The sequence below is a fragment of the Stenotrophomonas sp. STEN035 genome (genome assembly GCF_056759935.1).
The window spans coordinates 45,448-71,449 of sequence record NZ_JBRRDY010000021.1; the positions used below are offsets into that span (position 1 = coordinate 45,448).

Annotated in this window: 22 protein-coding genes; 8 read left to right on the forward strand and 14 right to left on the reverse strand. The window is 62.9% G+C overall.

Translation table 11 applies throughout. The annotated features are described in order from the left end of the window. Positions 1-110: 110 nt before the first annotated feature. From ACVOLL_RS12710 to ACVOLL_RS12720, 3 genes are all read right to left on the reverse strand, one after another. Positions 111-1,250, reverse strand: a complete 1,140-nt coding sequence (locus ACVOLL_RS12710; RefSeq protein ID WP_481513208.1) for an MFS transporter — start codon at positions 1,248-1,250, stop codon at positions 111-113. 56 nt (positions 1,251-1,306) lie between these two features. Continuing rightward, positions 1,307-2,095: a DeoR/GlpR family DNA-binding transcription regulator gene (locus ACVOLL_RS12715; RefSeq protein ID WP_481513209.1), complete on the reverse strand. Its 789-nt coding sequence runs from the start codon at positions 2,093-2,095 to the stop codon at positions 1,307-1,309. A gap of 390 nt (positions 2,096-2,485) precedes the next feature. Then, a complete protein-coding gene (locus ACVOLL_RS12720; RefSeq protein WP_481513210.1) occupies positions 2,486-3,697 on the reverse strand; it encodes an MFS transporter in 1,212 nt (403 codons plus the stop codon). 72 nt (positions 3,698-3,769) lie between these two features. Here ACVOLL_RS12720 and ACVOLL_RS12725 point away from each other — a divergent pair, with 72 nt between their 5' ends. Then, on the forward strand, positions 3,770-4,570 hold the full coding sequence (locus tag ACVOLL_RS12725; RefSeq protein WP_481513211.1) for an AraC family transcriptional regulator: 801 nt from the start codon (positions 3,770-3,772) through the stop codon (positions 4,568-4,570). 61 nt (positions 4,571-4,631) lie between these two features. Here the strand turns inward: ACVOLL_RS12725 and ACVOLL_RS12730 are convergent, their stop codons facing one another. Continuing rightward, positions 4,632-5,324 carry an alpha/beta hydrolase gene (locus ACVOLL_RS12730; RefSeq protein ID WP_481513212.1) on the reverse strand — a complete coding sequence of 231 codons (693 nt, stop codon included), beginning with the start codon at positions 5,322-5,324 and terminating at the stop codon, positions 4,632-4,634. A 430-nt stretch (positions 5,325-5,754) separates the two neighbouring features. On the opposite strand from ACVOLL_RS12730, the gene ACVOLL_RS12735 reads away from it, so the two are divergent. Continuing rightward, positions 5,755-6,117 carry a roadblock/LC7 domain-containing protein gene (locus ACVOLL_RS12735; protein ID WP_481513213.1) on the forward strand — a complete coding sequence of 121 codons (363 nt, stop codon included), beginning with the start codon at positions 5,755-5,757 and terminating at the stop codon, positions 6,115-6,117. A gap of 244 nt (positions 6,118-6,361) precedes the next feature. On the opposite strand, the gene ACVOLL_RS12740 is transcribed toward ACVOLL_RS12735, so the two are convergent. The 3 genes from ACVOLL_RS12740 to ACVOLL_RS12750 all read right to left on the reverse strand — a co-directional run bounded on the left by ACVOLL_RS12740 (position 6,362) and on the right by ACVOLL_RS12750 (position 9,811). Further along, positions 6,362-7,885: a serine hydrolase domain-containing protein gene (locus ACVOLL_RS12740; RefSeq protein ID WP_481513214.1), complete on the reverse strand. Its 1,524-nt coding sequence runs from the start codon at positions 7,883-7,885 to the stop codon at positions 6,362-6,364. 74 nt (positions 7,886-7,959) lie between these two features. After that, entirely contained in the window at positions 7,960-8,772 is an 813-nt protein-coding gene (locus tag ACVOLL_RS12745; RefSeq protein WP_481513215.1) for a helix-turn-helix transcriptional regulator, read from the reverse strand. Positions 8,773-8,905: 133 nt separating this feature from the next. Continuing rightward, the gene (locus ACVOLL_RS12750; protein ID WP_481513239.1) at positions 8,906-9,811 is read right to left on the reverse strand and encodes an alpha/beta hydrolase; all 906 of its coding nucleotides are present in this window, start codon (positions 9,809-9,811) and stop codon (positions 8,906-8,908) included. A gap of 262 nt (positions 9,812-10,073) precedes the next feature. On the opposite strand from ACVOLL_RS12750, the gene ACVOLL_RS12755 reads away from it, so the two are divergent. Continuing rightward, the gene (locus tag ACVOLL_RS12755) at positions 10,074-10,475 is read left to right on the forward strand and encodes a helix-turn-helix domain-containing protein (protein WP_481513216.1); all 402 of its coding nucleotides are present in this window, start codon (positions 10,074-10,076) and stop codon (positions 10,473-10,475) included. Between the two features lie 244 nt (positions 10,476-10,719). On the opposite strand, the gene gpmA is transcribed toward ACVOLL_RS12755, so the two are convergent. Continuing rightward, entirely contained in the window at positions 10,720-11,469 is a 750-nt protein-coding gene (gene gpmA / locus ACVOLL_RS12760; protein WP_481513217.1) for a 2,3-diphosphoglycerate-dependent phosphoglycerate mutase, read from the reverse strand. 400 nt (positions 11,470-11,869) lie between these two features. Here gpmA and ACVOLL_RS12765 point away from each other — a divergent pair, with 400 nt between their 5' ends. From ACVOLL_RS12765 to ACVOLL_RS12775, 3 genes are all read left to right on the forward strand, one after another. Next, positions 11,870-12,730: a pirin family protein gene (locus ACVOLL_RS12765; protein WP_481513218.1), complete on the forward strand. Its 861-nt coding sequence runs from the start codon at positions 11,870-11,872 to the stop codon at positions 12,728-12,730. Positions 12,731-12,929: 199 nt separating this feature from the next. Continuing rightward, complete coding sequence (gene aqpZ / locus ACVOLL_RS12770) at positions 12,930-13,649, forward strand: aquaporin Z (protein ID WP_481510554.1); 720 nt, start codon at positions 12,930-12,932, stop codon at positions 13,647-13,649. A gap of 228 nt (positions 13,650-13,877) precedes the next feature. Next, positions 13,878-14,354 (forward strand): hypothetical protein, encoded by a 477-nt coding sequence (locus tag ACVOLL_RS12775; protein ID WP_481513219.1) that lies wholly within the window; start codon positions 13,878-13,880, stop codon positions 14,352-14,354. A 78-nt stretch (positions 14,355-14,432) separates the two neighbouring features. On the opposite strand, the gene ACVOLL_RS12780 is transcribed toward ACVOLL_RS12775, so the two are convergent. Beyond that, positions 14,433-15,284, reverse strand: coding sequence for a pirin family protein (locus ACVOLL_RS12780; RefSeq protein WP_481513220.1), 852 nt, complete (start codon positions 15,282-15,284; stop codon positions 14,433-14,435). Positions 15,285-15,520: 236 nt separating this feature from the next. Here ACVOLL_RS12780 and ACVOLL_RS12785 point away from each other — a divergent pair, with 236 nt between their 5' ends. After that, complete coding sequence (locus tag ACVOLL_RS12785; protein WP_481513221.1) at positions 15,521-17,587, forward strand: carbon starvation CstA family protein; 2,067 nt, start codon at positions 15,521-15,523, stop codon at positions 17,585-17,587. Next, positions 17,587-17,811 carry a YbdD/YjiX family protein gene (locus ACVOLL_RS12790; RefSeq protein ID WP_481513222.1) on the forward strand — a complete coding sequence of 75 codons (225 nt, stop codon included), beginning with the start codon at positions 17,587-17,589 and terminating at the stop codon, positions 17,809-17,811. The genes ACVOLL_RS12785 and ACVOLL_RS12790 overlap by 1 nt, the downstream gene beginning before the upstream one ends. Positions 17,812-18,041: 230 nt before the next feature. Here ACVOLL_RS12790 and ACVOLL_RS12795 read toward each other — a convergent pair whose 3' ends face one another. The 5 genes from ACVOLL_RS12795 to ACVOLL_RS12815 form a co-directional block, all read right to left on the reverse strand. Beyond that, positions 18,042-19,289, reverse strand: coding sequence for a DUF819 family protein (locus ACVOLL_RS12795; protein WP_481513223.1), 1,248 nt, complete (start codon positions 19,287-19,289; stop codon positions 18,042-18,044). A gap of 290 nt (positions 19,290-19,579) precedes the next feature. Beyond that, positions 19,580-20,830, reverse strand: coding sequence for a DUF819 family protein (locus ACVOLL_RS12800; protein WP_481513224.1), 1,251 nt, complete (start codon positions 20,828-20,830; stop codon positions 19,580-19,582). Between the two features lie 210 nt (positions 20,831-21,040). Next, positions 21,041-21,277: an SHOCT domain-containing protein gene (locus tag ACVOLL_RS12805; protein WP_481513225.1), complete on the reverse strand. Its 237-nt coding sequence runs from the start codon at positions 21,275-21,277 to the stop codon at positions 21,041-21,043. A gap of 112 nt (positions 21,278-21,389) precedes the next feature. Further along, positions 21,390-23,450: a S9 family peptidase gene (locus tag ACVOLL_RS12810; RefSeq protein ID WP_481513226.1), complete on the reverse strand. Its 2,061-nt coding sequence runs from the start codon at positions 23,448-23,450 to the stop codon at positions 21,390-21,392. A gap of 402 nt (positions 23,451-23,852) precedes the next feature. Further along, complete coding sequence (locus ACVOLL_RS12815) at positions 23,853-25,844, reverse strand: OPT family oligopeptide transporter (protein ID WP_481513227.1); 1,992 nt, start codon at positions 25,842-25,844, stop codon at positions 23,853-23,855. Between the last annotated feature and the right edge of the window lie 158 nt (positions 25,845-26,002).

Here is a 26,002-nt window from a genome sequence, read left to right on the forward strand (position 1 = left end):
GTATCGGATGGCGGCGGTAGCAGCAGGCGGACTCGTATGGCAGCAGGCGTAAAGCCGCAGCGGTTTCAATCGGCCGCGCGCGAAGTCACCTGGAGCATGGAAAGGAGCACTCAACGCACCCGCAGCAACGAACCAATCACCGCGACAAGCGCAAGCGCCGCCGCAGCCATCAGGAACGCCGCAGGCAGCGACCACTGCTGGGCAATGAAGCCGATTGCCGCCGGGCCCAGCAGTACGCCCGCATAGCCCATGGTGGTGACTGCGGGAATGGCAACGCTCTCGGGCATGCGGGTCTGCCGCCCTGCAAGGCTGAACATCACCGGCACAATGTTGGCGCAGCCAATGCCGACCAGCGCGTAGCCAAGCAAGGCCACAGCGAAGCTCGCCACCAGCGTGGCCAGTACAAACCCGCCACATGCAAGCAAACCACCCAGCAGCACCGCCACGCTCGGCCCAAGCTGGTTCACCAGCCGGTCGCCGAACAGGCGTGTGGCAGTCATTGCGATATTGAAGGCAACAAAGCCCCAACCGGCATGGGCAAGCTCCACCCCGCGTACTTCATGCAGGAACACTGCGCTCCAATCCAGCATCGAGCCTTCGGCCAGGAAGCTGATGAAGCATACGGCGCCAATCACGATCACCACGCCACGCGGCAAAGCGAAGCTGGCTTCACCCTGCTCTGCTCGCTCGCTGCGCCACCAGCGCGATGACAGTGCCGTGATCGCCAACACGCCGGCAGCCACTACCAAGGTCGACAACAGCGCGCCGCCGCCAACCGACAACAGCAGCGTTACCAGTGCCGCACCGGTCAAGGCACCAATGCTATAGAACGCGTGGAAACCGGACATCATCGCGCGCCCGGATTCGCGCTCCACCACCACTGCTTGAATGTTCATCACGCAGTCCATTGCACCGATGCCTGCGCCAAACACCAGCAATACAACGCCGATACTCAGCGGCGTGGACGCCGCCGCCAACAGCGGCAGCATCAACACCATCATCAAAACGGTTGCCAGCATCACCGGCCGACAACCATGCCGTGCTGCCAGCATGCCGGCCAGCGGCATGGACAGCAACGAGCCCAGACCGAGACACAGCAACAGCACACCAAGCATTGCGTCATCAAGACCTGCGCGGGCTTTCGCAAAAGGTACCAGCGGCGCCCAGCATGCGATCGCAAAACCGGGCACGAAAAAGGCTGCGCGCGTGGCTATCTGCTCGCTGCGCTGCAATATGATTGGATTGGTCACTTGTTGTTCCTTGATATCTGCACTGCAGCCGCGCTGCTTGCACTCGATCCGTTGAATCAGGTTTTCGCGACGACAACCCGATGCAGACGCTGTGCGATTGGCGCCAACCGCTGCTGCATTTCCGCCGGGACACGGTCGCTGATCAGCAGTTGATCAACCTGATCGATGCTGGCAATACGGAAGCTGCCACGTGCGCCGATTTTTTCGTTGCTGGCGACAATCAGCGTGGTATCGCTGACCCGCAGCATTGCTTGCTTGAATGCGCACTCTTCGGCATTGATGCCCCATATGCCGGTCTCCGGATCAACCGCGCAGACACCTGGAATACAGACATCCGCCTGCAGCTGCGTCAGCTGCTGCAATGCGATGGAGCCGATGGCACCGCCGCTACGCGGGTCGATACGACCACCGATCATCATCACCTCGGTTGCCTGCGCGCCGGCCAGCGCATCGGCGACGGCAGGGGAGTTGGTCACCACCGTCAATGCCGTGCCACGCAGCACGCGGGCGATCTCGACATTGGTGGAACCCGCATCCATCAGCACCACCTGCCCGGGCAGCAGCAGGGACGCCGCGTGGGCGGCCAGCGCACTGCGCTCCGGATCCTGCCGCCCTACCCGCTCAGGCAAAGTATCGAACTGCGGCGTCGGCAGCAGTGCCCCGCCGTATACCCGCCGGCACAGCCCCTTGGCGGCCATGTCACGCAGATCGCGCCGGATGGAGTCCTCGGAGACCGCAAACGCGGCCGCCAGCTCGTTGGCAACTACGCGACCGTGCTTGCGGAGTTGCTCGAGGATGCGCTGCTGGCGCTCCTGCGGGAGTGCGTCGGGGTCCGAGGCGGTCATGTGATGGTTTTCTGCGTTGATGGGAATCTGACTCGGCATAGGAGCACCGACAGTCATCGCTCTGGGCGCTCAGCCTCTTGATTGCGAAATCATGCATCAACACAAGCAATCGTGCAACTTCGTGCAAAACAGCGGATGAACAAGCAAACATCCGCCATGCGCCCGCGACCGCGACCGCCAGGACAGTGATGCCTCGATCCGGGATGAGGCCCCGGCCGGGTGGTCATCAGACGATCCGGCAGCGCTACAGCAAGAGCTTTACCCCTCCCCGGCCCTCCCCTTCGCGTTGCGAAAGGGAGGGGGCAGAAGCTGCAGTCCTCAAAATTTTCCCCTGCCGCTGCGAGGGGACTGGGAATCCCACGTTCAAAGGGTGCGCGCGCCGCCTGTCATTCAAGGCGCACGCGGATTCGGCAGGAAGGCGGCGACGATGCCGAGCAGCGGCAGGAACGAGATCAGCTTGTAGACCCAGATGATGCTGGTGTGGTCGGCCAGCACGCCCAGCACTGCCGCACCCAGGCCGCCCATACCGAAGGCGAAGCCGAAGAACAGGCCGGAAACCGTGCCGATGCGGGTGGGCATCAATTCCTGCGCGTACACCAGGATCGCCGAGAACGCCGAGGACAATACGAAGCCGATGACCATCGTCAGGATCATGGTCCACTGGAGGTCGGCGTACGGCAGCATCAAGGCGAACGGTGCCACCCCCAGGATCGAGGCCCAGATCACCGGCTTGCGGCCGATGCGGTCACCCAACGGCCCGCCGATCAAGGTACCGGCCGCAGACGCTGCGAGGAAGCCGAACAGATGCAGCTGCGCGCTTTGCACCGAAACATGGAACTTCTGGATCAGATAGAACGTGTAGTAACTGCTCAAACCAGCGATGTAGAAGTACTTGCTGAAGATCAGCACCAGCAGGATGCCGATCACCCAGGCCACGGTCTTCGGCGGCAATAGGTTGGCATGCTTGGCCGCCACCTTGGGCTGCGTGGCGACGGCCAGCAGGTGCTGCTGGTACCAACGGCTCACATAAGTCAGCAGGCCTATGCCCAACAAAGCGGCACAGGCGAACCACGCCACACTGCGTTGTCCGTTCGGCACGATCACCGCCGCGGCCAACAACGGACCAATCGCAGTACCGGCATTGCCGCCCAGTTGGAACACCGATTGCGACAGGCCATGGCGGCCGCCGGAGGCCAGCCGCGCGATGCGCGAGGATTCCGGATGAAAAATCGCCGAACCGATGCCGACCAGCATCGCCGCCACCAACACCATTGCGAAGTTGGGTGCGAACGCCAACAGCAGCAAACCACACAAGGTGGACACCATGCCCATGGGCAGCGAGTACGGTGCCGGCCGCTTGTCGGTGCGCAGGCCAATCAAGGGCTGGAACAACGACGCAGTTAGCTGGTAAGTCAACGTGATCAAGCCCACCTGGGCGAAGCTCAGATGGAACTGGCCTTTGAAGATCGGATACAGCGCCAGAATCAACGACTGCATCATGTCGTTGACCAGATGCGAACTACTGATCGCAGCAAGCACACCTACCGCGACCGGGCGACGTTGTGAGGCAGGAGCTGCAACCGTTGAAGCAGGAGATGACATGGCATGACCGCGTAGTGGGGGCGGACGCGCATGGTAGAGTCGCAATTCACGTCCATCCTGCGCGATATGGTCATGTATCCTTTCGAAAAGGACATTCCAGCTGTCCGAAAAGGCCGTCGCCAGCCACTCCCCGTCGGCCCGGAAACAGCGGTGTACTGCAAGGCCCGGGACTACCCCACCACTACCTTGATTCCGCTGCACCATCATCCGGATCGACACCAGCTGGTCTACGCGGAAACCGGGGTACTGGTGGTCAATGCAGGCATGGGCCGCTGGGTGGTGCCCAGCACGCGCGCGATCTGGATGCCGGCCGGCATCGGCCACCAGGTGCACTGCATCGGTCTGGTACAGATGCGCAGCCTGTACATCACCCCGGAGGCAATGCCGGACGCGCCGCAGACTCCATCGGCAGTGTCCATCACCCCATTGCTGGCATCGCTCATACATGCGGCGGTGGAAATACCGGCCCGCTATGCCGAGAACTCGCGCGATGGCCGGCTGATGCGATTGATCCTGGACGAAGTACAGACGCTGCCGGTGCTGCCGCTACACCTGCCCGAGCCGCGCGATCCACGGCTGCGCCAGATCGGCAGACAGCTGCAACGCCACCCGGACGATGCATCCACCCTGCAGGACTGGGCGACCCGCCTGCAGGTGGACGTCAAAACCATCCAGCGCCTGTGTGCACGCGAACTGGGCATGACCTTCGGTCAATGGCGCCAGCAGGCACGCCTGCTGCGTGCCCTGGAACGTTTGGCGATTGGCGAGAAAGTCATCGACGTTGCATTGGCGCTGGGCTATGAGAGCCCCAGCGCATTCGCCACCATGTTCAAGCGCCGTTTCGGGCTGACGCCGAGCCAGTTCTTCCGCTGAGGGCATATGCGAACCGCCGCACCGCCGCAGTGGGCAACGCGGCATACGGTGCGTGTCGCTTTCAGCCAGCAGTAGCCGTCGCGGCCTCGTCGATCAGGGCCGCGACCTCCGCCGGATGCGATGCCAACGATGCATGTCCCGCATCCAGCGTTATCACCTTGCGCGCGTTGAGACGGGCGGACATGGCCTTCTGGTTTTCCGGCGCGATCATCCGGTCCTGGCTGGATATCTGGTACCAGCTTGGCTTGTGCTTCCAGGCCGGGTCACTGATGTTGTCACCGAACGTACTGGCCAATGGCGCCTTCTGCGTCACTCCCATGACAAAACCCTCCTCCTCGGGCAGGTCCTGGCAGAAGCTTTCATGGAACTTATCCGGCTTGAGCCACAGGTAGCCATCGCTGTCTGGCGCCAGATTCGGCGCTGCGACCGGAAGATGCTGCTGAGTGATCCCGCCCGGGCTCTCGCCGGCATCGGGAGCAAACGCGGCAATGAACACCAAGGCCTTCACGTTGGGCAGATTACCAGCCTGGGTGATCACCGCACCGCCGTAGGAGTGCCCGGCGAGGACCACCGGCCCGTCGATCTGCGCCACCATCTTGCGGGTGCGCTCGGCATCATCGGCCAAGGAGGTGAGTGGATTTTCAACCGCACGGATATCCTGGTAACCCAGCCGTCGCAGCTCCAGTATCACACGCGCCCAATGCGCCGCTCCGCCCCAGAAACCATGCACCAGAACCACTGCCGGCTTGCCCATGATGTGCGCTCCCGCTGTTTGGAATAGTCGATGACGGAGAGCGAGCACCTCATCGTGGATAGGATTGGCGATCGCTCTCTGCCCGTCATTCTGCGACTCGGCCGTAAATTGACCGTGACGGTTTCATTGCCGGGATTGCATCGAAGTTCCGGCTCCCATTCAGTGCGAAATCCAACACTGGCAGCACCGTTACCAAACATTGCAAGCCGATGCCGCCTGCCTTCGTAGGCGCATGCAGTGTGGGTTCTGCAGCCCTTGCCAGCGCTCGCCGCAGAAACAGCAAGCCAAGCATAAGACGCACCGTTGCACCTCGCATACCTGGCCGGCTCGCATGCATTCAACGGTTTTCGCTATGCTGCGCGGCCGCTCGCCCGGGATGGACCCGCGCGCGCTTTGCTTTTGTAGTAACCCTTACTTCATTGGATGAGAAATGGCTGCAAACGTAAAACTTGATGCTTTGAGCGAAATCGCTGGTTTCATCGGCGCCGCATTGGTGGACAGCGACAGCGGTATGGCGCTGGGCACGCTGGGTGGCGGCGCCATCAACATGGAAGTTGCCGCCGCCGGCAACGCCGACGTCGTGCGCGCCAAGCGTCGCGTGGCCAATTCGCTGGGTCTGAGCGACGTGGTGGAAGACATCCTGCTGACCCTGTCCAAGCAGTACCACCTGATTCGCCCGCTGGACGGCAGCAAGGATTTGTTCCTGTATGTCGTGCTCGACCGCACCCATGCCAACCTGGCGATGGCGCGGCATGAGCTGAAGTCATTCGAGAAGACTTTGGATTTCAAGTAAGCCGTAACGGATCACGTTGCTGCACGAAATCCCGGCGTAACGCCGGGCTTTTGCGTTGTGCAGGGACACATCTTTGACAGAGGCGGCGAGGCTTTTGTAGGAGCGGCGTAAGCCGCGAAGCAGGTAGATCGTCAGGTGCCACAAACATCTGCAACTGCAGCAATGTCAGCTTCGCGGCTCACGCCGCTCCTACAAACAATTGCGCGCCCATTTCACCCGAACCTCTGAATCAACCCGTGCCGTTCTACCGGGAACGCACACGCACATAACGCTGCCCATCAAACTCAAACCCCAATAACTCACCCTGCACATCTCGCTGGAACTGCATGGACTCAGCCTCGTCCAACGGCCCATCCTGCGCCGCAAACAGATCCGGCGCAGCGGGTGTCAGCTTGCGATTTAGTGCGCCCACCTGAAGTTGCATTCCCTCGCCGCCCACGATCACCTGCGCAGTGACCGGCAACGTAACTCCACGGAAATCACCGGCATAGGGCGCTGTCGAATCCGGCCGCCATTGCCACCCCTGCCAACGCGGATCGTCATGCTGTTTTGCCTGCCGCGCTCGCATGCCCGCCAGCTGTTCGGTCACGCGCTGCGGATAGGCATTGCGCCGGATCTGCGCCCATGAAGCAGCTTCCGGATGGTCCACCAGATACTGGAAGAACTGCACCACGGTGCGCGAGGTCAACCAACCGGTGGCATTGTCCGAGTTGGAGAACACGCCGATACCCACGCCCAGATCCGGCGAGAACGCCATCATGCTGCGCGCACCGGTATAGCTGCCGCCGTGGATGTACAACGTGTGGCCCTCGAAATCACACACGTTCCAACCAAACGCATAGCCATTGCAGGGCAACTCGTAGGCGTTGCGGGCCTTGGGATCGACCTGGGCACCGACGCGGTGGGCAGCATCCAGCAAGCGTGCATCGAATTGGGGAGACAAGGCTGCACCCAACTGCAAGCGCAACCAACGGCCCATGTCGCGCGGTGACGTCATCGTGCCGCCAGCCGAATGCATCAAGGCGTCGGGCTTGGGTGGCACCAACCGCCAGCCCTGTTCGGTACCCAGCCACTGGTGGTTGAAGGCCAGCTGCGCCGGATCGAAGCTGGAGGTGTTCGTTGCGGTTTCGTGCAGCTGCAACGGCGTGAACAAGGTTTGCTGCAACCAGTCCTGCCACGAGCGGCCAGTGCGCTGCTGCAGGATCGCCGCGTAGATGTTGTAGCCGAGATTGTCGTAGTCGAAGCCATCGGCGCGCTTGCTGGCGAACTGCTGCAGCAGCTGCGGATACAGGGCCGGATCGGGACTGCCGATGTACGCCTCCAGCGTGGTGATCGCATCCGCGCTCAAGGGCACACGGTGATTGAGCAGATCCGCCAAGGTCCAGGCGGCCGGATCGACGCCATCAGGCAGACGCAGCTGCGGCCAGTGATCGGCCAAGGTACTGTCCAGGCGCAGCACGCCCTGCTGATCCAGCACCTGCGCCAGCAATCCCATGTAGGACTTGGTCTGCGACGCGATGTACATCGGCGTGTGCATGGTCAGCGGCGCCTGGCTGCTGGCGTTGCGCAGGCCGCGGGTATAGCCCAGTAATTGCCGGTCACGATCGACGATCACCACCGCATAGCCCGGCCCAAGCTCCGGAATGCCATCCAGGAATACCGCCAGCTCCCGTGTCGCCTGTTGCGGCGTAGCCGCCGCAGCCGTTGTCACGCAGCCCGGCCAAACCGGCAGCAGCACTAGCAGGGACAGGATGTTGCGCAGATGCATGGTGCGGCTCCGTGACTGACAAGCGCCACGATGCGCCAGGGCATTGCCCAGGGTCTTGAATGGATTGAACCTGCTCACGCCTGCAACAGCGCGCGCAGCCGCGCCGGGGTCAGCCCACTGTGCGTGCGGGCAATCCGGCTGAAATGGGATTGGTCGGCAAAACCGGCCTGCTGCGCCACATCAACCAGGGCCTGCCCTTTGGCCAACAGCGGCAGGGCGCGCTGCAACTGTGCACGTGCGCGGAACACCGACGGCGCGCAGCCCATCCAACGCGTAAAGGCACGGGCGACGTACACCGGATGCACGCCAAGCTCATCAGCCAGATCGGCCAACTGCACGTTCTCATCCTGCAGACGCTGGCAGCACAACGCCAACCAACGTGGCGGTGTGCCGCTGGGGCGCTCGTCCGGGCCGGCCATGCCAGCCAGCAATTCCCAGAGCCGGGCATCAACATCGGCAGCGACCAGCTCACCTGCAAACAAGGCCGACAACAGTCCCCGTCCCTGCAGCAGCAGCGGCTGCAGCGCATGCCCGCGCCATTGCCAGGCACGGCCGATACCGAGCTTGTCCTGCAGATCGAACGATGCCGGCAAGTCGATACCCAACATCAGCGCACCGCTCGGCCCGTAATCATTGGCATGGGCAACGCCTGCCTGCTTCACGCCCAATGCTGGCACAGCCAGCCGCTCCTCGCCCTGCCCGGTCTGCTCCATCAAGGTGCCGAGCAGCAGCAGCGAGAGCTGGTGACAATCGTGCGCGTGTCGGCGCATGCGCTCACCCGGTGCATACCAACTGACCCGTGCGGCCAGACGCTCGCCACTGAACACCCGGCGTCGGGTTGGGCCCTGCGCGGCATCGATCCGATGCGTGGTTGGCGGCGAAGACATGGCGTGGCGCGGGCAGCAGGGATTGAACGCAGTCTAGCCAAGCCGCAGGTCGGCACACCTGCCGTTGGTCGTGGTACCGCAGGCTTGGCCCGGCCGCTGTGCGTGCGGGGCCCGCCCCTGAAGATTGGAAGACTCAGCCCTTTGGCGCGGCCAGCAGGTACTTCAAGCCATGCATGAAGCCACGCGGTGCAACGCTGAGATGGTCCTCGTCATTGAGCACGTCCAGCTTCAGCTCCAGTGACTGGCCGCCACGCGCCCCCAGCAGACCGATCATGCGCCGCGCATCGACCACCATGTCGGCATCCCCGCCGTGCTGCACCGACTCATATTCGCCTACATACATATAGGCCCGCGCGGGGAACTCGGCTGGCTTGCCTGCCGCGGCCAGTCGACGCTCCATCTCATGCTTGTCGAACCAGTACGACGGACTGCCGAGGATGTAGCCGCTGAACAACTGCGGGCGTTCCAGTAGCACCTGCGTACCCAGCAAGGCGCCGTAGGAATGGCCGAGGAACATGCGCCGGCTCTCGTCACTGCGGTAGCGCTTGGCCACGAACGGCAGCGCCTGCGTTTCCAGGTAGGTGATGTAGTCGCTGGCGCCACCGTGCACGGCATCGGCCGGCGAGCTACTCGGGCCATTGGCGGTAGGCGTGTAATCGCGGCGGCGGCTCTGCATGCCGCCCTCGCCCTTGGCATAGGACAGACCGACCAGGATGAAGTCCTCGATCTTGCGGCCTTCGACGTTCAAACGCCGCGCCATCTGCCAGACCAGCGGGAAGGCATAGTCGGCGTCGGTGACGTACAAGACCGGATAGCGCTTGTCCGGGTTGTCCGCGTAGCCGGCTGGCAAGGCCACGAACACCTGGTAGTTGCGGCCACTGACCGGATCCGGCACGCCCCAGACTTCGCTGCCCAGCACTTCATAAGGGTTGCCTTCGCCACGCTGCGCGGTTGCTGCTGCAGGCTTCGCAGCGGCCGCTTCTGGTGTGGCATTGGGTGTAGCTTCGGGAGCACCACTACAGGCGCTCAGCGCCACCATTGCCACTACAGACATCATCCATTTGCTCAAGCAGACACTCCAGTCATCGTGATCAGTGCCCGATGATGCCATGGCAAAGCCCCCATCCGAAGACTGCCTCTCCCACTTGCATGCGCACCGCGGATCAGTTCAGCCGCCACCTTGGAAGCGCACAAGTCGTTGATTCCTTTGGGGCGACACACTGCTGTCGACCTACTGTCGTGTTCTCGACCGCAGTTGCCCGGCAACCTGGCAGCTCGGCTAACATCGGCAGGAATGCAGCATGGAAGATGAAACAGTGAAGATCGACGGAAAGCGGATCCGGCAACTGCGCGAAGCCCGCGGCTGGTCGCAGGAACATCTGGCCAGCATCTGCGGTTTGAGCCCGCGCACGGTGCAACGGCTGGAAACCGAAGGCAATGCTTCGCTTGAGTCGCGGATGGCGGTTGCGGCGGCGCTGGATGTTGCGGCGGAGGATCTTCTCGACACTGGCGAATCCGTCACGGGTCGGGCAGCTAGCGCTGCAGCCATCAGTCCAGCTGACCGGATAAAGATCAGCCTGTGGATCGCCAGCCTGGTCCTGGTGGCGATCATTTTCCAGCTGGTCGCTGGCTTCAGCTTGGGCAAACAGGCTGCCGAACGCGACAACCGGGTATGCCAAGCCGACCCGGCGTGCCGTCGCTGATCCGCAACGCTACTCCCAAGCATCACTCACACGGCGCTCAGCCGGATCTCATTGTGGGAGCGGCGTAAGCCGCGAAGCAGGGAGATCATCAGATGACAGCTGGGCCGGCGATTCAAGCGTTTCCAGCTTCGCGGCTGACGCCGCTCCCACACATACAAAAAGACCGATGCCAGCATGCTGGCATCGGTCTTTTTGTGATTCACCACTGGAGCAGGCAACAGTGGTGCTGCTTCCGGCCGATCGCTTACTTGGCCTTGCCCTGGTTGGCCACGGCCTCGGCAGCCTTCTTGGCTGCTTCCGGGTCGCCCAGGTAGCGGAACGACTTGACCGTGAGGTCGTCGTTCAATTCGAACAGCAACGGGATGCCGGTCGGGATGTTGAGCTCAAGGATGGCTTCCTTGCTCACGTTGTTGAGGTACTTGTACAGCGCGCGCAGCGAGTTGCCGTGGGCGGTGACCAGCACAGTCTTGCCCTCTTTCAGCTGCGGGGCGATGGCGTCGTGCCAATACGGCAACACGCGTTCCAGCGTGGTCGCCAGCGACTCGGTGGCAGGCAACGCGTTGCGATCCAGGCCGGCGTAGCGACGATCGTGGATCGGGTGGCCCGGATCGGCCAGCTCCATCGGCGGCGGCGGGATGTCGTAGGAACGGCGCCACACCTTGACCTGCTCCTCGCCGTGCTTGGCGGCGGTTTCGGCCTTGTCCAGGCCCTGCAGGCCACCGTAATGACGCTCGTTCAAACGCCAGGACTTGTTGACCGGCAGCCAATCCTGACCCAGTTCGGCCAGTGCACCCTGCAAGGTGTGGATGGCGCGCTTCAGTACCGAGGTATGGGCTACATCAAATTGCAGGCCCTCTTCCTTCATCAGCCGGCCGGCGGTAGCGGCTTCCTGACGGCCCTGCTCGGTGAGGTCCACGTCCACCCAGCCGGTGAAGCGGTTATCGAGGTTCCACTGGCTCTGGCCATGGCGCAACAGCACGAGTTTGCGGGTCACTGCGGAGGTCTCCGGATGGGGAAGTAAGACGGCGATTGTAGCCCCTTCACGCTGGCATCCGTTCTTTGTCGGGGGTTTGGGTATGGGAGCGATGTAGTTGCAGGGCAGACTGGTTTTGTTTGTTTGGTGAATGTGCGGGAGCAAGAGCTCACCCCTCCCCAGCCCTCCCCTTGCCTTTGGCAAAGGGAGGGGGCTTTGCAGCAGCCCTCCGCGCACTCAAGGCCCTGGCCCCCTCCCTTTCACGCAGCGAAGGGGAGGGCTGGGGAGGGGTAACGCATCTCGCTTCCAACTTCCCCACCCTCAACACCAAAACAACAATCCATTCCCCGCACGACAACCCCCTCTTCGCTTCCACCATGCCATCCTGCCCCCACATTCAAACACCCCGGAGCAGCCAGCCATGACCACCATCATCAGCCCGCGCGTCCATGACCTTGGCGGCTTCCAGGTACGCCGTGCGGTCCCGTCGCTGCAGGCGCGCAGCGTTGGCTCATTCGTGTTCGTGGACCATATGGGTCCGGCCATCTTCAGTCCCGGCCAGGGCATCGACGTACGACCGCACCCGCATATCGGCCTGGCCACGGTCACCTTCCTGTGGGCCGGGCAGATCGGCCACCGCGACACCCTGGGCTCGGAGCAGATCATCCGCCCTGGCGACGTCAACTGGATGACCGCCGGCCGTGGCATCGCCCACTCCGAGCGCAGCCCCAGCGAGGCGCGCGAACATGCGCAGGCCCTGCACGGCATGCAGACCTGGGTGGCCCTGCCCAAGAGTCACGAAGAAACCGATCCCGGCTTCTTCCACTTTTCTGCAGATCAGTTGCCACAGCAGCACCGCGACGGCGCCTGGCTGCGGGTGATCGCCGGCCGCGCCTATGGCGAGGAATCGCCGGTCAAGGTGTTCGCCGACACCTTGAACGTCGCCATCGACCTGGAGCCCGGCGCCGAGATCGACCTGGACAACTCCCATGTAGAGCGCGCGCTCTACATTCTTGAGGGCGACGCCCAGTTGGATGGCGTGGATGTACCTACCCAGCACCTGATCATTCCCGAGCCCGGTGCCCGCAGCCGTCTGCGCGCCAAGACTCCCCTCAAGGCCATGCTGATGGGCGGCGAACCGCTGGATGGCCCTCGCCACCTGTGGTGGAACTTCGTCTCCAGCTCCAAGGAGCGCATCGAACAGGCCAAGGACGATTGGCAGAACGGTCGCTTCGGCACGATTCCCGGCGACGACAAGGAGTTCATCCCCCTACCCGGCTGAGTCCGCTTTCCCCGTCAGGGCACGGGCGGAACTCCCATGGCCGCCCCTGCCTTGCTGTAGCTGGCGATGTGCTGATCATGCATAGGCCTAAATCACTACAGGGATAAGCGAGAAATAGTTCGCAATTTCACTACTCATCCCACCTCTTCTCCGTTACTTTCCCCACACCCGTACCGGGGAAAACATAGGGAACATCATCATGAGCATGGGAAAGCGTTTGGCTGCCGAGTTCCTCGGCACCTTCTGGTTGGTATTGGGCGGCTGCGGCAGCGCGGTATTGGCAGCGAAGTTCGGCGGTGACGCCAATCCGCTGGGTATTGGCTTTGTCGGTGTTGCGCTGGCCTTCGGTCTGACCGTACTGACCGGTGCCTATGCGTTCGGCCACATCTCCGGCGCGCACTTCAACCCGGCAGTGAGCATCGGCCTGTGGGCTGGCGGTCGCTTCCCGGCCAAGGACCTTCTGCCCTATATCGTTGCCCAGGTGCTGGGTGGCATCGTCGCTGCCTTCATTCTGTTGCAGATCGCCAAGGGCAATGCCAGCTTCCTGATCGACGGCAGCCAGGCCGGCGCCTTCGCCAGCAACGGCTACGGTGCGCTGTCACCCGGCGGCTACACCGTCGCTGCTGCGTTCCTGTGCGAGGTGGTGCTGACCGCGGTGTTCCTGGTCGTGATCATGGGCGCTACCCATGGCCGTGCTCCGGCCGGCTTCGCACCGATTGCCATTGGCCTGGCTTTGACCCTGATCCACCTGATCAGCATCCCGGTCACCAATACCTCGGTCAACCCGGCCCGCTCCACGGCCGTTGCCTTGTTTGCCGGCCCCGGTGCGATCAGCCAGCTGTGGCTGTTCTGGGTGGCACCTATCCTGGGTGCAGCCATCGGCGGCCTGGCCTACAAGTGGATTGGCAGCGACAAATAAGTCACCACATTGGTTTCAAGTGTTATCAGTTAATCAGAGCGGCCCCCTTGCGGGGCCGTTCTCTTTGGCAGAAAGGACACTTTGCAAGTGACGGGGTTTTTGTAATACCGTCGCAACTTGGCTGGCGCGCATGGGGATGCACGTACACAGGGAGGGATACCACCCACCAGCCAGTACTGCCTTCAGAACCATCCACACGACTTCGTCGCGCCATCAGGCCGATGTTCCATGGGGGAATGCGAAGTGAAGACTGTTCTTGTTTTTTCTGCCGTACTGGCGCTCGCCGCCAGCGCCAACGCTTCCGCCCAGCAGGCCGTGCAATGCCCATCGCTGCCAGCCAGTAGCGGCCTGCATTGGGAGCAACAGACACAAAGCGATTTCATCGTCTGCAAAGCCACCACCGAAGACGGCCGCGCGGTCCTCAACATGATGTTGAGCGGGCGTGATCCGGGCCTGTCCTTGAACCGCCCGCTGCGCGCGGAAAAAGGCGCGTTCGGTGGTACCGAGATGCACTGGTACAAGCTGGACATGGGCGGCCGTGACCTGCCGGGGCTGGAGTCGCGCCGTATCAGCGTGGTCAAGCTGGACAAGAACCGCTATGCGCAGATCTGGATCGACGCCGCCGACAATGCCGAGTTGGGCACCCTGCAGAACCTGACCCAGACCTTGAATCTCAATCCGTCTGCATTGGCTGGTAGCAACTAAGACCAGATTGATGCTGATCTGTTGTTGCTTGGCAATTGATGCCGGTCCCGTCGCATTGCGCGCGGGACCGGCCATCGCTCAGAAGCGGCCTTCCTGGTAGTCGACAAAAGCCTGCATCAACTCCTCACGGGTATTCATCACGAACGGCCCGTGCCGTGCCACCGGCTCGCGCAGCGGGCGCCCGGCCACCACGATCATCCGCGCCCCCTCGGCACCGGCACGCATATGCAGTGTGCTGCCGCCGCCCAACACCGCCAACTGCTGCAGCTCAACCGTGCGCGCCGCCTCGCCCTCGCCCAACAGCGCGTCACCTTCGAACACATAGGCGAAGACGTTATGGCCTTCAGGCAAGCGATAGCTCCAGGCTGCACCCGCGCTCAGTTCGATATCCAGATAGACAGGGTCGGTGGCTGGCTGCTGGATCGGGCCGGTGACCGAATCCACCGTACCGGCGATTACTTTCACACTCACGCCTTCAGCCGGTGCCAACTGCGGGATGCGCTCAGGTGCGAACTCCTGATAGCGCGGCTCACCCATCTTGTCGCGCGCCGGCAGGTTCACCCATAGCTGGAAGCCACGCATGCGACCGGACTCCTGCTCGGGCATCTCCGAATGCACCAGACCGCGGCCGGCGGTCATCCACTGAACGCTGCCGGGGGTAAGCAACCCCTCGTTGCCATGGTTGTCCTTGTGCCGCATGCGTCCATCAAGCATGTAGGTCACCGTCTCGAAACCCCGGTGCGGGTGGTCGGGGAAGCCGGCGATGTAATCCTCGGCCCGGTCCGTGCCGAACTCGTCCAGCATCAGGAACGGATCCAGCTCCGGCAACGATGGCGTGCCAATGACCCGGGTCAGGCGCACACCTGCACCGTCGGAGGTAGGCATGCCGCGGATGCTGCGCAGCACCCGGGCGGAATCGTGGCTACTCATGGGAAATCTCCTTGGACGTGCTGCAGACAATGGTCGTCAACGACAGCCAAACCAATCGCCACCGTTGCAACCATTTGTTCCAGCCAGCCTACCGTTACAGCACAGCGCTGCCCCGCAGTCATATTCAATAAGACATGGACCTAAGACCAAAGTCGCATCCGCTTCAGCTGCCATGCACATTGACCCCCGACCTGCATGGGTAGACCCTTGCAGACATTCCCCTGCGAGGCGACTCGATGAAAGGTTTTTCAAAAGCCGGATGGGCGCTGCTGTCCCTGATAGGCGCGTTCTGTCTAGGCGTCGTGGCGCTACGCCGCGGCGAGCACATCAATGCCCTTTGGATCGTGGTGGCAGCGGTGTCGCTGTACCTGGTCGCATTCCGCTACTACGGCCTGTTCATCGCCAACAAGGTGCTGGGGGTTGATCCCACCCGCGCCACGCCGGCGATCATCAACAACGATGGCTTGGACTACGTGCCCACCAACAAGCACGTGTTGTTCGGCCACCACTTCGCCGCCATTGCCGGCGCCGGCCCGCTGGTCGGCCCGGTGCTTGCCGCACAGATGGGCTACCTGCCCGGCACGCTCTGGCTGATTGCCGGCGTGGTGCTGGCCGGTGCCGTGCAGGACTTCATGATCCTGTTCATCTCCAGCCGCCGCAACGGCCGCTCGCTGGGCGATCTGGTGCGCGAGGAAATGGGCCAGGTGCCCGGTACCATCGCGCTGTTCGGCGTCTTCATGATCATGATCATCATCCTCGCGGTGCTGGCGATGATCGTGGTGAAGGCATTGGAGGGCAGCCCTTGGGGCATGTTCACGGTGATCGCGACAATGCCCATCGCCATGTTCATGGGCGTGTACATGCGCTACATCCGCCCAGGCAAGATCGGTGAGATCTCGATCGCCGGCCTGTTCCTGCTGATCGCAGCGATCTGGTACGGCGGCAAGGTGGCCGCTGATCCGGTGTTGGGCCCGATGTTCACCTTTACCGGCATCCAGATCACCTGGATGCTGATCGGCTACGGTTTCGTCGCGGCGGTACTGCCGGTGTGGTTGCTGCTGGCCCCGCGTGATTACCTGTCCACCTTCCTCAAGATCGGCACGATCGTCGGCTTGGCGATCGGCATCCTGATCGTGATGCCGGAGCTGAAGATGCCGGCGCTGACCCAGTTCACCGACGGCACGGGCCCGGTGTGGAAGGGCAGCATGTTCCCGTTCCTGTTCATCACCATTGCCTGTGGCGCAGTGTCGGGCTTCCATGCGCTGATCAGCTCGGGCACCACGCCCAAGCTGCTGGCCAATGAAGGCCACATTGCCTACATCGGCTACGGCGGCATGCTGATGGAATCGTTCGTGGCAATCATGGCCATGGTGGCCGCCTCGATCATCGAGCCGGGCATCTACTTCGCCATGAACAGCCCCGCTGCGATCATCGGCACCGACGTGGTACACGCCGCCCAGGTCGTCACCAACTGGGGCTTTGCGATCACCCCGGACCAGCTCACCGCAACCGCGGCAGAGATCGGTGAAACCACCATCCTCTCGCGCGCCGGTGGCGCCCCGACCCTGGCCGTTGGTATCGCGCAGATCCTGCATGCGGTACTGCCGGGCGAAGGCATGATGGCCTTCTGGTACCACTTCGCCATCCTGTTCGAAGCCCTGTTCATCCTGACCGCCGTCGACGCCGGCACCCGTTCGGGCCGCTTCATGCTGCAGGACCTGCTCGGCAACTTCGTGCCGGCCCTGCGCCGCACCGACTCGTGGGTGGCCAGCTTCATCGCCACCGGTGGCTGCGTCGCGCTGTGGGGTTACTTCCTGTACCAGGGCGTGACCGACCCGCTGGGTGGCATCAACATGTTGTGGCCGTTGTTCGGCATCGCCAACCAGATGCTGGCCGGCGTGGCACTGCTGCTGTGCACCGTAGTGCTGTTCAAGATGAAGAAGGACAAGTATGCCTGGGTGCCGCTGGTCCCGGCGATCTGGCTGCTGATCTGCACCACCGCAGCCGGCTTCATCAAGATCTTCTCCGACGTTCCGGCAGTGGGCTTCCTGGCCCAGGCGCACAAGTACCGTGACGCCATTGCCGCCGGCGAGTTGCTGGCACCGTCGAAGAACTTCGACCAGATGCACCAGGTGATGGTGAACAACTACATCAACACCGGCCTGACCGCGCTGTTCCTGTTCGTGGTGTTCGCAGTGCTGGTGTACTCGATCAAGACCATCGCTGCTGCACGCCGCTCGTCGGTGCGCACCGACAAGGAAACGCCTTACGTGGCATTGAAGCCGCACGAGGTTGACCTGTAATGGGCACCGAGCTGGTCCCCGTCGGCCAGTACCAGACGTTCCGCCGCACCTGGCGGCGTCTGGTGCAGACCGCGCGGCTTTGCTGCGGCGTGCCGGACTACGACAACTATGTCCGGCACATGCGCGAGAAGCATCCTGACCGTGATGTCATGGATTACAAAACCTTCTTCCGCGAACGACAGGAAGCCCGCTTCGGCGGCAGGAGCGGCTTCCGCTGCTGCTGAAGCAGCGGAGACAAGCAACGAAAAAAGGCGGCGCCAATGGCGCCGCCTTTCTGCTGTTTGTAGTGCCGAGCCATGCTCGGCAGAGGCCTTACCGAAAATCCCGAACGTAGTGCCGAGCCATGCTCGGCAGGGGCTTTACCGGTGCCCTGCCGAGCCCGGCTCGGCTCTACAAATCTTCGGATGCATTGCCGGCTTCGCGGCTCACGCCGCTCCTACAAATCCAGAGTCACTCAGGCACCAGCCATCCACTTCAGCATCAGGCCGGTCATGTAGGCGATCACCGTGCCAGTGGCATAACCCACCGTGCCCAACAGTACGCCCACCGGCGCCAAGGTCGGGTGGAACGCTGCAGCCACCACCGGCGCCGATGCCGCCGCACCGATATTGCCCTGCGAACCAATGGCGAAGAAGAACAATGGCGTGCGCAGCATCCGGCCAACCACGTACAGCAGGCCGATGTGCACGCCCATCCAGATCACACCGAGCAGGAACAGCCACGGGCGATCTGCAAGCGACAGCAGGTCCATCTGCATGCCGATGCAGGCAATCAGGAAATACAGGAACAAGGTGCCGATCTTCGATGCACCTGCCGCTTCCAGATTGCGCGCACGGGTAAAGCTCAGCAGCAGACCAGCAACGGTGGAAAGCATCACCACCCATACAAACGACGAATCCAGCGAGGCCTTGCTGGCCCAGCTGACGTTGGCACCAAACCAAGCGGCCAGCGGCGTCGCCAGGGCATGTGCAAGACCAACAACACCCAGGCCGACACCGACGATCACCATCAGGTCGGTCAGGCTGGGATTGCGCGCACTCTTGGCTTCGTACTCGGCAATACGACGCTTCATGTCGTCAATGGCCGAGGTATCAGCACCGCTTTTGGCATCAATCGCCTGCGAGCGCCCGGCCAGCCACAACAGCACCGCCATCCACAGGCTGGCACAGGCCACATCGACCACCGCGATCTGGCCGAACGTGGTGGCATCGACATTGAAGGTTTCGCGCATGGCCGCCATGTTGGCGCCGCCGATCCAGCTACCGGCCAATGCGGCCATACCAGCCCAAGTGTCACCGGCCACGGTTTCCGGATGGATGAACTTCATCACCTGGAACGACACCGCCGCACCCAGCACGATGCCCACGGTGCCGGTGACGAACATCACCAGCAGCTTGGGGCCGAGCTTGGCAATACCTTTCAAATCGATGGAAAGCGTGAGCAGGACCAGCGCCGCCGGCAGCAACACATCGCGCGCGATCGGGTTGTAGAGCTTGGTGCTGTGGCCATCGATCAGGCCGGTGGTGTTGTAGATGGCGGGTATGAAGTAGCACAACAGCAGCGCTGGCACCCAAGTGAAGACCTTCTTCCAGAACGGGGTTGGGCCGCTGGCCAACCAGAAGATCAGGGCCAATGTGGCAGCGATCAGGCCGAGGCCGACGATGTCATTGGTGATAAGCGCAGTATTGGGTTCGGTCGGCATAAGGCCTGTTCCTGTCGATCGAAGGGAAATAAAAACGCCACGTTGGTGACGTGGCGTGGGAAGGTGGAGCCTAGCATGGTGGCGGGCAGGGGTCTTGTTCAGCGAAAGCAGCGCTGCGCGCCTCCCCTCTTCCCAACCCCTCTCCCGCAAGGGGAGAGGGGCTCAAATCAAGACGAGTGCCAGCAACACCGGTCATTGCAGCGTTGGAGCCCCTCTCCCACCGCGGGGCGTAAGGAGCGACTTGCAAACCAAGGGTTCGGAGAGGGGGAACGCTCAACGTGCGCTAAAACTCACCCAGCCCCAGCCATCGCCCGCAAGGTAATCCCAACCACGTAGGCCGCACCAGTACCCACTGCATAGCCCAAGGTGCCCAGCAGCACGCCTACCGGCGCCAAGGCCGGATGGAAGGCGGTCGCCAGCACCGGCGCCGACGCCGGCCCACCGATGTTGCTCTGTGAGGCAATCGCGAAATAGAAGAACGGCACCTTCAACAACTTGCCAGCCAACCACAGCAGCACGATGTGCACGCCGATCCACAGCACGCCCAGCGCGAACAACCACGGCTTCTCCAGCAACGCCAACAGATCCATCTGCATGCCGATGCAGGCGATCAGGAAGTACAGGAACATCGAGCCCCACTTCGACGCGCCCACGCCTTCCAGCTCGCGCACGCGGGTGAAGCTCAGGCCCAGGCCGATGAAGGTCGCCAGCATCACCACCCACACGAACGGCTTGTCCATGCTCACCGAACTGGACCAGCTGACGTTTGCAGCAAACCAATCGGCCAGCGGTGCAGCCAGCCCGTGCGCCAGTGCAACCGCACCAAATGCCACACCGGCCATCACCATCAAGTCACCCAGCGCAGGAATGCGCGCGTGCTGTGCCTGGTAACTCGCCACACGGTCACGCAGATCATCCAGCGCGCGCGTATCGGCGCCGCTGCGCTTGTCCATGGCCGGTGCGCGTGAGGCGAAGAAGATCAGCACCGCCATCCACACGTAGCCGACACCGACATCCACCACCGCGAACTGGCCGAAGGTGGTGGCATCGACTTCGAAGATCTCCTTCATCGCCAGCATGTTGGCACCGCCGCCGATCCAGCTGCCGGCCAGCGCTGCCATGCCACCCCAGGTCGCACCCGCAACGGTTTCCGGATGCAGCCAGGCCATTACCTGGAACGCGACCACCGCACCGAGCATGATGCTCAACACCGCCGCCACATACATGGCCAGCATCTTCCAGCCCAGGCCGAGGATGCCTTTCAGATCGATGGACAGCGTCAGCAACACCAGCGCCGCGGGCAGGAACACATCGCGCGCGATCGGGTTGTAGAGCTTGGTGGTTTCGCCGTCGATCAGGCCGACGGTGTTGTACACGCCGGGAATGAAATAACACAGCAGCAACGCGGGCACGAAGCTGTAGAACTTTTTCAGCAGCGGATTGCTGCTGCCCGATGTCCAGAAAATAACGCCCAAGGTGGCGGCGATCAGGCCGAACACGATGATGTCATTGCTGATGAGTGCGCCTGTTGCGGCTGCCATCATCGTCTATCCCCTTGATTACCTGTGTGGGCAACCCCTGCCCTGAAGAAAACCTGCTGCCACACATCTTCAAGAACGGAAGACAGGGATAGCGCAGGACGAAGCAACATCGGCGCGTCCTGCGCCCCTTCCGGCCATGTCAGCCCGGCAGAACAACAACACCCCATCTGTCAGGGAATCAACACCCAGACAGGTCAACAACTACAGACACTAGATGCTGCTCACGATGACACTGCGCTGCCGCTGATACTCCGCCTCGCTGAGCAGGCCTTTTGCGCGGAGCTCATCCAGTTGTTGCAGACGTTGCTGCAGGCTCAACGGCCCCGTCGCCGGACCTGATCTAGCTGCTGCACGTACACACAGCCAGACAACCAAGGCGATGCCGCCTGCAAGAAACACAAAGCCGACCAACAGAACAAGTAGATGCCAGATGCTGAACATTCCCATCGATCCCGCCTCCATGACAACAAGCACAAGAATGTAGCGCGGCGCAGGTCATGAATCGCGGTGCAGGCCAAAAAGAAAAGGCGCGCCAACGGCGCGCCTTCTCCATGACTCGTTACTCGCCGATGTGCTGCTTCAACCAGCCATTGACCGTGTCATGCCATTGCACGCTGTTATGCGGCTTCAGCACCCAGTGGTTTTCGTCCGGGAAGTACAGGAACTTGGACTCGATACCCTGACGCTGCAGCGCGGTGAACGTGGCCAGGCCCTGCTCCACCGGGATGCGGTAATCCAGCTGGCCCTGCACCACCAGCATCGGCTTCTTCCAGTTGGCGACGTGGTTGACCGGGTTGAACTTCTCGTAGTTCTGCGGCACGTCGTACGGCGTACCGCCCTGCTCCCATTCGGTGAACCACAGTTCCTCGGTGGCATAGCCCATGGCGCGCTGGTCGAACACACCGTCGTGGTTCACCAGGCACTTCCACGGCTCGTTCCAGTTGCCGGCGATCCAGTTGACCATGAAGCCGCCGTAGCTGGCGCCCAGCGCACAGGCCTTGTCGCCGTTGAGGAAGCTGTACTTCTGCTGCGCCGCGGCCCAGCCCTTCTGCAGGTCTTCCAGCGGGCGATCGCCCCAATGCTGGCTGATCGCATCGGTGAAGGCCTGGCCGTAACCGGTGGAGCCGTGGAAATCGATCATCACCACCGCGTAGCCCTGACCCGCATAGGTCTGCGGGTTCCAGCGGTAGCTCCAGCCATTGCCGAAGCTGCCCTGAGGGCCGCCGTGGATCAGGAACGCCACCGGGTACTTCTTGCCTTCCTGGTAGTTGTGCGGCTTGACCACATAGCCGTGCACGGTCTCGTCGTTCCAACCCTTGAACGAGAACTGCTCGAAGTCACCGAAGTTCACGCCGTCCAGCATTTCGCCGGCGCTCTGGGTGATGGCGCGCTGCGGCGCGCCGGCAGCGGTGCTGCTGGTGAACACCTGGTCGCCGCTCTTCAGCGAATTGCGAGTGAAGGCCAGCGCATCGCCAGCGATGTCGAAGGAGGAGATGCTGCCCTCGCCCACCAGCTTGGTCGGCGCACCATTGGCAATGTTGACCGCGAACAGCGGGTGCTCGCCCATGTCCTGCGCGGTGGTATAGATGGTCTGGCCATCGGCCGACAAGGTGATGCCATCAGCCGAACGATCCCACTGCGCAGCGATCTCATTGACCTTGCCGCTGGCCACGTCCATCGCCATCAGGCCGAAGCGGTCAGCCTCAAAGCCCGGGCGCTTCATCGCACGGTAGAACAGGGTCTTGCCGTCCGCGCTGAACACCGGGCCGGCGTCCCATGCCGGGTTGGCAGCGGTCAGGTTGACCGGTGCCTGCTTGCCGGCAGCATCGAGCTTGTACAGGTCGAAGTTGGTCGACCACGGTTCCTTGCTGCCCTGCACGCGGATGCTGGCCACCACGGTCTTGCCATCCGGCGACCAGACGAAGTCTTCATTGCCGCCGAACGGCTTGGACGGTGCATCGCCGGCCAGCGTCGCGCTGATAGCGGAAGCACCCTTCACCGCAGCTGCGCCTGCAGCCGGCAACGGTGCCACGAACAAGGTGTTGCGACGGCCGTCAGCCCAGGTATCCCAATGACGCACGAACATGCTGTCGTAGACCTGGCCGCTGCTCTTGTCAGCCTTGTCCTTCTCCAGGCGCTTGCTGGTGCAGGCCAGGTCCGAGCCGCAGTCCTGGAACACGCCGGCACTGAACAGCACGCGGTCGCCCTGCGGCGAGATGCGGTAGCTGTCCACGTCCAGCGCGAAATCGGTGAGCTGGCGCGGTTCACCGCCTGCCAACGACATCACATACAGCTGCTGGCTGCCGTTCTTGGCGCTGAGGAAGTACACGTTCTGGCCCTCGATCGAGGCCGAATTGACGTTCCAGCCAGCCGGGGTCAGCTGCTTCGGCGGTGCCATGTCGCGGGTACGCAGGTCGCGGATCCACAGGCTGCTGCTGGCCTTGAGGTCGGCATCGACGATGCGCTTGGCAAACACCACCTGCGCACCATTGGCGCTGAGCAGCGGCGCGGACGCGCGGTCCAGCTTGACCATGTCGCGGACTTCAAAACCGCGCGCACTGGCCAATGATGGCAAGGCGGCCAGCAGGCACAGCGGCAACAGGGCGTGACGAAGCTTCATGGGCAACTCCCAGGCAAAGACAAACCCCGATGGTAGGCGGCCAGCCCGCCCCACTGCAAAGGCTTGAAGTCATGGCAGGGCAACCGCCGGAAACAGCAAAGCCGCCCAAGGGCGGCTTTGCGTTTGATCTGGCCCTGCTTTTGCCTAAGCCCCTCTCCTGCGAAGCGGGAGAGGGGTTGGGGTGAGGGCGCCTTGGCTTTGGCTCCAAGCCCCCTCCCTTTGGCCGAAGGCCAAGGGGAGGGCTGGGGAGGGGTGCTTTGGCTTTGGCTTTGGCTTTGGCTTTGGCTCTAAAGCTTGAAGCCCCAACCAAGTCAAAATCAAAAGCTCCCCCCATCCGCCCCTGCGGGGCACCTTCCCCCGCAAGCGGGAGAAGGGACAAAGCCACAGCCTGGTCAGTCAGCCTCAGCTCTTCGCCGCCGGCTCGCCCTTCTTGCCGATGCGGTACATCAGCAGGCCAACCAGGAACAGCACAAACAGGCCAACCCAGGCCGACACGCTCGCCCAGCTCTCAGCAAAACCGCCCAGCGGCAGCGCCAGCACGTCGCCCTGCCCGCTGACCACGATCGGCACCGCAATGGCGATACCCATCAGCGCCTCACCGGTGATCAGACCAGCAGCAAACAACACGCCCGGGCGGTGCACTCGGTCACGGCCTTCTTCGTCGTCGGCGCGCAGCTTGTGGAAGCGCTCGACCAGGTGGGCCAGCAGGCCACCCAGGAAGATCGGCACCATCAGCTCCAGCGGCAGGTAGATACCGATGGCGGCAGCCAGCACCGGCACGCGGAAGCGCTTGCCGGTCTTCTTCAGCCATTCGTCGATGGCGATGATCATCGCACCGACGCCAGCGCCCAGCGCGATCATGCCCCACGGCAGTTCACCACCGAACAGGCCACGGGCGACCGAAGCCATCAGGTTGGCCTGCGGCGCTGCCAGCGAGTTCGGATGCTCGGCAGTCGGTGCGCCGATGCCATAGGCATGAGCCAGCAGGTTCAGCACCGGCGCCATGATCAGGGCGCAGGAGAACGCGCCGATGCCCAGCATCAGCTGCTGCTTCCACGGCGTCGCGCCGACCAGGTAGCCAGCCTTGAGGTCCTGCAGGTTGTCACCGCCAACGGCGGCCGCACAGCAGACCACCGCGCCGATCATGATCGCGGCCACCGCACCCAGCGGAGCACCGCCGACGCCGACCGGAATCAGGCCGTCCTTGCCCAGCAGCAACACCAGCACCACCGAGGCAAACAGGATGGTGGAAATGGTGATGCCCGAGACCGGGTTGTTGGACGAACCAATCAGGCCGGCCAGGTAGGCCGACACCGACACGAACAGGAAGCCGGCGACGATCATGATGATGGTCATCGGGATCGACACGTGCCACTGGCCGACGATGGCCTGGTACAGGCCCAGCAGCGGCAGGGTGAAGGCGATCAGCGCGATCAGCATCCACTTCATCGGCAGGTCGCGCTCGGTCTCGGCCAGTGCCGGGCCACTGCTCTTGCGGGCAGCGGCGAAACCACTCTTGACGCCATTGAGCAGTGACTTGCGCAGCGAGAACAGGGTCCAGACGCCGCCGATCAACATGGCGCCGACGCCCAGGTAACGGATCTGCGAACCCCAGATGGCGAAGGCTGCTTCGGCCGAGCCGGCGTTGGCCAGCGAGGCCGCCAGGTCCGGGTTACCGCCCAGGAAGAACGCCTGGTACAGCGGAATGGCGATGTGCCAGGACAGGATCGAGCCGGACACCACCACGATGCCGACGTTCAAGCCGACGATGTAACCCACGCCCAGCAGCGCCGGCGACAGGTTGGTACCGATGAAGGCAGTGATCTTGGAGCTGCCGATATAGGCCGACTGCGCCCAGGCATCCGGGAAGATGCGCAGGCCCGAGGCCGCAGCCAGCTTCACCAGACCGCCGATGGCAGCCGAGATGCCGAGGATCTTCATGCCCGGGCCCGGGTTTTCACCGGCCTTGAGCACTTCAGCAGCCGCCTTGCCTTCCGGGAAGGGAAGCGGGTCTTCGACGATCATCGAGCGGCGCAGCGGCACCGAGAACAGCACGCCCAGCAGGCCGCCGAGGCCGGCGATGCCCAGCACCCACCAGTACTTGAAGTCCGGCCAGTAGCCCATGATCACCAGCGCCGGGATCGTGAAGATCACGCCAGCCGCAATCGACGAGCCGGCCGAGGCGCCGGTCTGGACGATGTTGTTCTCAAGGATGGTGCCGCCACCGAGCAGACGCAGCACGCCCATCGAGACGACGGCGGCCGGAATGGCGGTAGCGATGGTCAAGCCTGCGAACAGGCCCAGGTAAGCATTGGCGGCAGACAGCACCACAGCCAGCACGACGGCAAGAACCACCGCGCGGAATGTGAGCTGCGCAGGCGCAGCGTTGTTCATGGAAAGCCCTTGGATGGCAAAAAAACCTTCGCCACGCTAACGCCCGCTTAACGGCAAGTCCAGCCTGAACGCAGCGCCGATGCCCGCCGCACCGGTAATTCCGCGGATCCGCACCTCCTGTTGGCCATATCGGCAAAGTCGCCCCTGCCGACCAGTGA

Coding starts and splice junctions, on each gene's coding strand:
- ACVOLL_RS12810 (WP_481513226.1), bottom strand. CDS start 23,450: ATGAAGCTTCGTCACGCCCTGTTGCCGCTGTGCCTGCTGGCCGCCTTG.
- ACVOLL_RS12745 (WP_481513215.1), bottom strand. CDS start 8,772: ATGTCTTCGCCGCCAACCACGCATCGGATCGATGCCGCGCAGGGCCCA.
- ACVOLL_RS12720 (WP_481513210.1), bottom strand. CDS start 3,697: ATGTCATCTCCTGCTTCAACGGTTGCAGCTCCTGCCTCACAACGTCGC.
- ACVOLL_RS12730 (WP_481513212.1), bottom strand. CDS start 5,324: ATGGGCAAGCCGGCAGTGGTTCTGGTGCATGGTTTCTGGGGCGGAGCG.
- ACVOLL_RS12715 (WP_481513209.1), bottom strand. CDS start 2,095: ATGACCGCCTCGGACCCCGACGCACTCCCGCAGGAGCGCCAGCAGCGC.
- ACVOLL_RS12755 (WP_481513216.1), top strand. CDS start 10,074: ATGGAAGATGAAACAGTGAAGATCGACGGAAAGCGGATCCGGCAACTG.
- ACVOLL_RS12815 (WP_481513227.1), bottom strand. CDS start 25,844: ATGAACAACGCTGCGCCTGCGCAGCTCACATTCCGCGCGGTGGTTCTT.
- ACVOLL_RS12805 (WP_481513225.1), bottom strand. CDS start 21,277: ATGGGAATGTTCAGCATCTGGCATCTACTTGTTCTGTTGGTCGGCTTT.
- ACVOLL_RS12775 (WP_481513219.1), top strand. CDS start 13,878: ATGGGGGAATGCGAAGTGAAGACTGTTCTTGTTTTTTCTGCCGTACTG.
- ACVOLL_RS12800 (WP_481513224.1), bottom strand. CDS start 20,830: ATGGCAGCCGCAACAGGCGCACTCATCAGCAATGACATCATCGTGTTC.
- ACVOLL_RS12785 (WP_481513221.1), top strand. CDS start 15,521: ATGAAAGGTTTTTCAAAAGCCGGATGGGCGCTGCTGTCCCTGATAGGC.
- ACVOLL_RS12795 (WP_481513223.1), bottom strand. CDS start 19,289: ATGCCGACCGAACCCAATACTGCGCTTATCACCAATGACATCGTCGGC.
- ACVOLL_RS12740 (WP_481513214.1), bottom strand. CDS start 7,885: ATGCATCTGCGCAACATCCTGTCCCTGCTAGTGCTGCTGCCGGTTTGG.
- ACVOLL_RS12735 (WP_481513213.1), top strand. CDS start 5,755: ATGGCTGCAAACGTAAAACTTGATGCTTTGAGCGAAATCGCTGGTTTC.
- ACVOLL_RS12780 (WP_481513220.1), bottom strand. CDS start 15,284: ATGAGTAGCCACGATTCCGCCCGGGTGCTGCGCAGCATCCGCGGCATG.
- ACVOLL_RS12765 (WP_481513218.1), top strand. CDS start 11,870: ATGACCACCATCATCAGCCCGCGCGTCCATGACCTTGGCGGCTTCCAG.
- ACVOLL_RS12750 (WP_481513239.1), bottom strand. CDS start 9,811: ATGGTGGCGCTGAGCGCCTGTAGTGGTGCTCCCGAAGCTACACCCAAT.
- ACVOLL_RS12790 (WP_481513222.1), top strand. CDS start 17,587: ATGGGCACCGAGCTGGTCCCCGTCGGCCAGTACCAGACGTTCCGCCGC.
- aqpZ (WP_481510554.1), top strand. CDS start 12,930: ATGAGCATGGGAAAGCGTTTGGCTGCCGAGTTCCTCGGCACCTTCTGG.
- ACVOLL_RS12725 (WP_481513211.1), top strand. CDS start 3,770: ATGTATCCTTTCGAAAAGGACATTCCAGCTGTCCGAAAAGGCCGTCGC.